The organism is Flavobacterium sp. HTF (assembly GCF_003105115.1).
In the GTDB taxonomy this organism is placed as follows: Bacteria; Bacteroidota; Bacteroidia; order Flavobacteriales; family Flavobacteriaceae; genus Flavobacterium.
The window spans coordinates 109480-116887 of sequence record NZ_QETH01000006.1 but is presented as its reverse complement, the minus strand read 5'-3'; the positions used below and the strand labels follow the sequence as shown (position 1 = coordinate 116887).

The 7408-nt window shown below is 36.0% G+C and carries 5 protein-coding genes; all 5 read right to left on the bottom strand.

The genetic code is table 11. The features are described 5' to 3' along the window. Positions 1–1536 (bottom strand): alpha-glucosidase (locus DCO46_RS03320; RefSeq protein WP_243416243.1); only part of this gene is annotated, 1536 nt, incomplete at its 3' end. A gap of 133 nt (positions 1537–1669) precedes the next feature. Beyond that, positions 1670–3391 carry a hypothetical protein gene (locus DCO46_RS03315; protein ID WP_116751152.1) on the bottom strand — a complete coding sequence of 574 codons (1722 nt, stop codon included), beginning with the start codon at positions 3389–3391 and terminating at the stop codon, positions 1670–1672. Between the two features lie 12 nt (positions 3392–3403). Further along, on the bottom strand, positions 3404–4690 hold the full coding sequence (locus DCO46_RS03310; RefSeq protein WP_116751151.1) for an MFS transporter: 1287 nt from the start codon (positions 4688–4690) through the stop codon (positions 3404–3406). Beyond that, positions 4690–5748, bottom strand: coding sequence for a glycoside hydrolase family 130 protein (locus DCO46_RS03305; protein WP_116751150.1), 1059 nt, complete (start codon positions 5746–5748; stop codon positions 4690–4692). The genes DCO46_RS03310 and DCO46_RS03305 overlap by 1 nt, the downstream gene beginning before the upstream one ends. A 107-nt stretch (positions 5749–5855) precedes the next feature. Continuing rightward, positions 5856–7406, bottom strand: a complete 1551-nt coding sequence (locus tag DCO46_RS03300) for a RagB/SusD family nutrient uptake outer membrane protein (RefSeq protein ID WP_116751149.1) — start codon at positions 7404–7406, stop codon at positions 5856–5858. Between the last annotated feature and the right edge of the window lie 2 nt (positions 7407–7408).

The following is a 7408-nucleotide window of genomic DNA, read 5'->3' as shown; positions in this document are numbered from 1 at the left end:
AATTAATACTTTGACATTAGCGGGTAATGTTATTTCTTTTTTTAAACCAAAATTAATGATAACTGTAATTTTTTCACCCTCAAAAGATCTTGTAAATGAAATTTGGTCTCCCTGAATTTCAAGATTCTCATACATTCCGTATTGTAAAACTTTTTCATTATTTCTTAAAGCGATTAATTTTTTATAGATGTTAAGGATAGATTTTTTTTGATTCTGTAAAACGGCAACATTCGTTTTTTTATAATCAGGATTGATCTTAATCCAGGTTTTTTCTTTAGAAAATCCGGCATATGAATCTGGATTCCATTGCATCGGGCTACGCGATTTATCACGATTGTGTTCGTTTCCTTCAATAAGTGCTTCACTTTCTGTTTTGCCTTTTTCAAGCGCTAATTTATAATGCGTTTTGCCTTGAATATCGACCATTTCAGTTATATTTTTCGCTACAATATTATGCATTCCGATCTCTTCGCCATAATAAATAAACGGAACTCCTTTTGCTGTTAGAATTAAAGCAGCCAAAGCAGTAGCTCTCTCCGGATTTCCGTCTGAAAGTCTGTCGATCATTCTGGGCATATCGTGACTGCCAAAAAACAAAGTTGGATAATTGCTCATGTTTTTTTCCATGCTTTGCAACTCATCAAAAATACGCTGGGACGAAAAAGATTTGATGCTTCCAAAATTGAAATTAAATACAACATCTAATAAATCCTGCGATTGATATTGTTTTAAAACTTCTATTTTGTCACTTCCAATTTCTCCCACAATAAAGCGGTTGTCATATTCGCTTACGGTAGATTTTATAATTTGCATAGCATTTTTAACACCTTCCTGATCAATGTCATTTATATGATCCTGCTGTCCGTCTTTTATCGGGTTATCTTTTGTAATTCCGTTAGTAGTCAGGAAATTGATTACATCTAACCGAAAACCATCTACACCGGTATCAAGCCAAAAGCGAAGTATATTCTGAACCTCAGTAACTACTTTTGGGTTTGACCAGTTAAGATCGGCCATTTTTTTATCAAACTTATGATAATAATATTGATTGGTTAAAGTGTCTTTTTCCCAGGCAGTTCCTCCAAAAAATGATTCCCAATTATTAGGCTCGTCTTTCCAGATATAATAATCACGATAGGGATTGTCTTTTGACTTTCTGGATTCCTGAAACCATTTGCAATCTGTAGACGTATGGTTAAAAACCATATCGATGATTACTTTGATTCCTCTTTTATGAGCTTCACTTAAAAAAGAATCAAAATCTGCTTTACTGCCATACGTTGGATCTACTTCATAATAATTGGCAACATCATAACCATTATCTATTTTAGGAGAAGTTAGAAAAGGTGTGAGCCAAATGCCTTTAATTCCCAGACTTTGTAAATAATCCAGTTTTTGGGTCATTCCTTTAAAATCACCATATCCGTCGCCATTGCTATCAGCATAGCTCGGCATATAGATTTGGTAGAATACAGATTCTTTCCACCATTTTTGGTCGGCTGTTTTTTGAGCGATTGCTGGATTTATATTTATCATTATTAAAAAAATAAATATATAATTCAGGGTATTAGACTTCATAATATTATTATCGATTATGATTGCGAAGATGGATTAAAATCCATCCCTACAATATGCTTTGTTTCTGCGGAACTTCATAGGACCCAATCTCTTACTTTTTTTGTTGATACTCATAATCTACTACAATATCATTAATTAGCATTTTTGAGCCTTCATAGCTTATTTTTCCTCCAGAAGGAACCTGAATAATTACAGCCGAACTTAATGCTTCGATATTTATTTTAGAAGATGAAGTAACATTTCGGGCTACAAAACTTCCTGCAACGGTATTGTATAAATCTGTTTTTTTGCCTTTTTCGGTTTTAATAGTAACCGTTTTACTGGTAGAATATGGATTATAATACAGATATGACGGATAAGCTTTATCTCTAAAAAAATCTGTTGCTAATAAGTTTAGCTGTAATATTCCGATAACATTGGTTTCACGGATAATACTACCAAAAATTCCTGCGTGACCGCTTCCGTAAACGCTGAATTGAGATTCTTTCGGATTTTCTCCAGCTACCCAAAGCGGGCCGTCGCCTTGTGCTACCGGACCTTTTAGATTTTCGTATTCTTTATAGCCGGACTTACGAATCATTCCTTCGTAACCAATTACTCCTTTTGTAACTTCAGCAAGTTCCGGAATTGTTTCATGTTCATTGGGCATATATTGCGGGTAGAAAAAACGAGAAGCATTGGCAGCGTTCAGCATCCATTTTCCAATTGCATTTGCATACGATTGATCGTATCTTACCATTGGCACTAATGGCCATGCAGCGTCATAAGTATTCATTAAAAAACCATAACCACCATGATCAACGGTACTGCCAAAAATACCTGAAATATCAATACCATTCCAGTTACCCACCAATGAACCCCAGCCTTCACGACAAATAGGTGTTCCGTCAAAAGTCCAGTCCAGCATCTTTCCGGTATCGTATTTTGTGTTTTCCTCGGCATTAATTCTCGCCGCCAAATAAGCTCCAAATGGCATTAATACTTCGTATGTGGGGTTTTTCGATTGCGATTCTAATGCGGCTAATGCACTTTGCGCTCCTTTTAAATATTTGGCATCTCCAAACTTTTTATAAGCCATATACAATACCCATGCGTGTCCGGCAGCCGCATCGGGCTGTGTACAAATATGGTTTGTCATTGGGGTCATTTTATTATAATCAAAATAAGAATAATTATAATTTCCATTCAGAATTACATCGGCTTCATAAAACTTGTCCGCTATAGTTCTGGCAATTTCTGAAAAGCCCGGCTCATTAGGATATTTGTCATAAACAGCAAAGAACAAAAGATTCGGATATACATCATACCACCAGTCACGACCATAACCACCGCCCAGCAAAGCAACTTCAGGACAGGTATTATTCATCATAATATTCCAGTTGGTTTCTTTGTTGAAATAGTTTTTCAACATTGCGACATAGTTCAGGTTTTGCTGATTGTTTTTATCAATCCCGACCAAAGTTGCGCCTAGTGTTGCACCCATTGTTGCCAAAGCTTCGTGAAACATCCCTTTGTTATGATCAGGGCCTTGTCTTACATCAGCTACAGCGGTATATAAACCAACCACTTTTTGCGGAAAATTCTTTTGGGTGTCATCTACCCAGACCATTGGCCAAAATTTGCCTTTGGCATTAAAGTCATAGACTGTTTTATCAAAATCTAAAGCCAGTTTTTTATAATCGATAATTTTTAATGGCTGCGGTAGATTGGGCATTTGATCTACACGAGGTATTTTTTGCTGTTTTATTTGTGCGGATGCTGTCAGGCTTAACACGAGCAAACACGAAATTGAAATTTTTACAAATGTATTCATTATCATTATTTTTTAAAGCAGATTTACTGCTGTTGCTTCTAATACTTTAGAATCTGTTTCTTCTTCCGGAGAAAGTTCTAATCCTTTTTTGATGATTTTTTTACTGATAAAAATTGAGCATAATTGTAGTAAAGCGATGATTCCGATGGCATATCTCAAAGCAAAATCTTCAGAAACTGCATAATATAAAGTCAGGAATGTTCCGGCACCCAAAAGTCTTCCAGCATATAAACCGGCTTCATGATTTAGGATATAGGTGAATTCACCTCTTTTTTCAATTTTAGATACTATATCAATTACTTTTAACTGAATAGGAAAGTAAGCTAAATCCATTAGAGGTTTTGCGATAAGTAATAGTAGCAAAAAGATTACTACTCCGGTTTTATCGAATAAAATTCCATTGATACAAGCTCCCAAAGCAAATAAAATTAGCCCAACAGAAAAAGTTTTGATTCTGTCTGAAGGCTTTGAAAACCGGCCAATAAAATAGATTATAATAGCTGCTAAAATTGCTCCTATAGATTGGGCTTGTCCTAATGCCCCTTCTTCGCCTAATATTTTAAAAATTAACATTGCCGGAGCAGTAACCAAAAATCCCTGCGCCAGACCTTTGAAGGTTGCCAATGATAATAGTTTGTACCATAAAGGATGAAACTTGAAAAATATATACTGTTTTTGAACAGGATTTTCGAATTTACCTCTGTAACAAACTATTGAAGCAATAATGGTAATCAAAAAAACAATAGCAGTAATGATTACATAAGCCTGGTGTTTTTGGTCTTCTCCTGTTTTAGACTGTATAAACCAGCCAATTGTTGCAGGAATTGCAATGGCAATTATCGTATATATAAAAGTCTCTAAACCATAATAATAATTTCGGTTATTATCATTTGTGATAGACAAGGCCAGATAATCTCTATTTGACCAATATAAACCAAATGAAAGTCCCATAGTGATACCGGCGATACCAATTCCAAGTAGGTCCAATGTTCTTAATGACATCATGATAATCATTGAAACACCGCTAAGCATCATTCCAATTGAATATAATTTTCGGATATTGAAGTACTTCAGCAGGAAACCATTTAATAAAAAGGTAAGCGGAATCCCGGTATAAATTGCCAATTGATAAATAACAACTTTAGAAGTGTCATTTGAATTTCGCATAATATACGCAGCAACAAAAATATCAATTACAGGTAATACCAATGCATAAACTAAGTTGGTAAAAATTAGTATTCGAAAATTATGGGTCTGGCTTTTAAAATGATCAATTTCTGATATAAGTTTTTTAAACATTAGTTATTTTTTAAAAGTAAAAGAATCTCCTTAATCGAAAATTGAGCACCACAAACAAACTCATCCGAAGCTCCGTAATAAATAGTAAGAGTATCTCCGTCCGGTTCCAGGATATGACCATTGGTAAACACTACGTTACCAAAAAATCCGCTTAATTCATATTGAGTTGTAGGTACCATAATTGGCTCCTCTGTTCTTGCAATAACTTTTGAAGGATCATTTAAATCCATTAAAAAAGCACCTAAACAATATTGATGATTTTCATTGGCTCCATGATAAATTTCCAGCCATCCCTGATCTGTTTTTATTGGAGCAGCTCCGGCCCCGACTCTTTTACTGTCCCAATTTCCTTTTCTGGTTCTAATGATACAATGGTGATTTCCCCAGTGAATTCCATCCGGAGATGAAGCAATCCAGATATAATTTCCGCCAATATCTACACTGCTAGGACGGTGTAAGGCATAAAATAATCCATTTATCTTTTCTTCAAAAATGGCACAATCCTTATTGTGCGCCGGTAATATCATACCGTGTTTTTTAAAGTTTTTCCAATCGGTAGTGGTACGTAAACCAACCCCAACACCATTATCAGATACTGAAGTAAAGGTTAGATAATAGGTTCCTTCGATCAAGGCAACACGACAATCCTCAATCCCGAAAGTTTCCAGAATACCTTCACCAACTAAAGACGGATAATTTTCCGGCTCATAAAACTGACGGCCATCATCACTGCATAATAATCTCAGATGTGATAATGTCGTTAAATAATCTGTTCCTTTATAATTGATAACACGGGCATCGTCTGCAATTAATTCGGGATCGTCTTTTGAGATTTCGATGATCTGAATTTCGCCTGTTTCTGTCAATATCGGAAAAGAAATTATATTATCCTTTTGTTCAGGCCTTTCGGCAACTCTCACGGCAAGCCATGTTTTATTTTGAAACTGAAATACACCCGGATTCAATAGACAGGTAATTTCTAATCCTTCTCTACTTGCAGGAATATCTGTAGGTGATAATAATGGATTTTCTGCAAAACGTTTTGCTATGTCTTTCATATTGTTTAGTTCGATGTTATGGTAAATGGAGACCTAACAGTCCCGATCCCGTCCCGAAACTTCGGGATAGGGACGGATAAAACCTGTTAGGTCTGAAGTTCTAAATATTAATATCCGGGATTTTGTGTCAAAAGCCCTGCGGAGGCATCTACTTCTGATTGCGGAATTGGATACAGCATATGTTTATCCAGGAAATTTTTTCCGTGTGCCTTCATGACTTCTTTTGCAATTCCCCATCTTTTCAGATCAGGCATTCTTTGATTTTCAAAACCAAGTTCAGCTCTTCTTTCAGAAATAAGCCAGGCTTTTACAACCGCTTTATCGCCAGAATTTGGCCTGTCTGGTAATGTTCCTGCCGGCGGGGGAGGACCAACAGTAGTAACCGGAATGGTTTTGCCCGGATCTGTTGGCGAAGCCGGATCCTGAACTCTGACCGTAACCGTTGTTACTGTATTTCTGGCTCTGGCTCTAATTTGGTTTATAATGTCAATAGCGCCTGAATAATTACCGGTTTGATTAAGGGCTTCTGCTTTCCAAAGTAAAACATCGGCATAACGAATAAACACTTTATTGTTTGGAGCATCATCATCGCCTTTATTGCCGCCATTTGTGGTTCCTAAAAGTTTATTAACCCATTGCTCTGTAGTATTTACGGTATATAATTTTCTAGGATCATTAGGCTCAAATGAAGCTAAGAAATCGGCACTTGGTGCAAAAAATCCCCAGCCAAGAGGAGCGCAAATTCCATTTCCTTTTCTTGGATCAGCTTGCTTAACGTGGTTGTAAGAGAAAATAACTTCGTTATCTGCATATTCAGTATTTACACTGAAATTATCAAAATAATTGGCATTTAAACTGTAAAAACCAGTTGTTTCCAGTTCTGAAACTAATGTTGTTACACTAGCCCAGTCTTTGTTATATAACGCCGTTTTGGCAAGAAGCGCAATAACCGCTCCTTTAGAAACCCTCCATTTATCTGTAGCCGATGAATATTTTGAATTGGGCAAAAGTGTTTTTGCTTTTTCTAAGTCGGTTTTAATTTGGGTCCACACGGCTTCTTTTGGTGCTCTTACGGCTTTATCAAAAGCTTCCTGATATGTTTTTATAGGAGCCAGAATTAAAGGCACATCACCAAAATTAGTTACTAATGAGAAATAATAATAGGAGCGTAAAAAATAAGCTTCACCTGTTAACTGATTTTTTCTTTGTGTAGTAATTCCGGTAAGCGATTCAATATCCGGGTTTAATAGAAAATTCAATGCGATGTTAGTTCTTTTTATCCCTTCATAATCGTATTTCCATAATCCGTTTGGTCCTCCATTGGTAGAAGTGAAAGTAAAATTATTGATTTCATCCATCCATGGCTGATCCCCGTCAGGCGACCATTTTTTTTCCATATCATCAGATGCCACATCATCTATTATAATGTCATTTTGAAATACCAAACCGGCATTCCAATCCCATTCTGCCAATTGATTTAATCTGTTGGATAACATATCGTAAGAAGAGGTTACAGAACTTTCTACAGACGTTAATGTTGGTTTAGAATTTGCCTGTTCCAGAGTTTGTGATCCGATAGGATCTGTGGTAAGTTCATCCTGACAGCTTGTTAATGCTAATAGCGAAATCATGATCGCTGTTATATAGATATTTTTCATGG